Genomic DNA, 234 nt, shown 5'->3' on the forward strand with positions numbered 1-234 from the left:
AATAAATTATAATATTCTATTTCACCAGTATCTCTTATTAATTTATAAGGAGTGCTTTTTAAATGTTCAATTTCTTGTTTTAACTTTATATTTTCCTCATGTAAAGCGCTATTTAATTTTTTAGCCTCTTCAGAAATATTTTTATCTAGAGTTATTCTTCTTTCTTCGGTTTCTAAATGATATTTATAAGCCATACTACCAATCCAAAAAACAAAAAACAATAATGTTGCAGTA

General features: G+C 23.9%; 1 pseudogene. It reads right to left on the reverse strand.

The annotated features are described in order from the left end of the window. Positions 1 to 194, reverse strand: a pseudogene (locus tag RI68_RS02195) (hypothetical protein); the annotation flags it as partial. Positions 195 to 234: the final 40 nt, after the last annotated feature.

Origin of the sequence: Vaccinium witches'-broom phytoplasma str. VAC, assembly GCF_000309405.1 — a bacterium.
Lineage (GTDB): Bacteria > Bacillota_I > Bacilli_A > Acholeplasmatales > Acholeplasmataceae > Phytoplasma.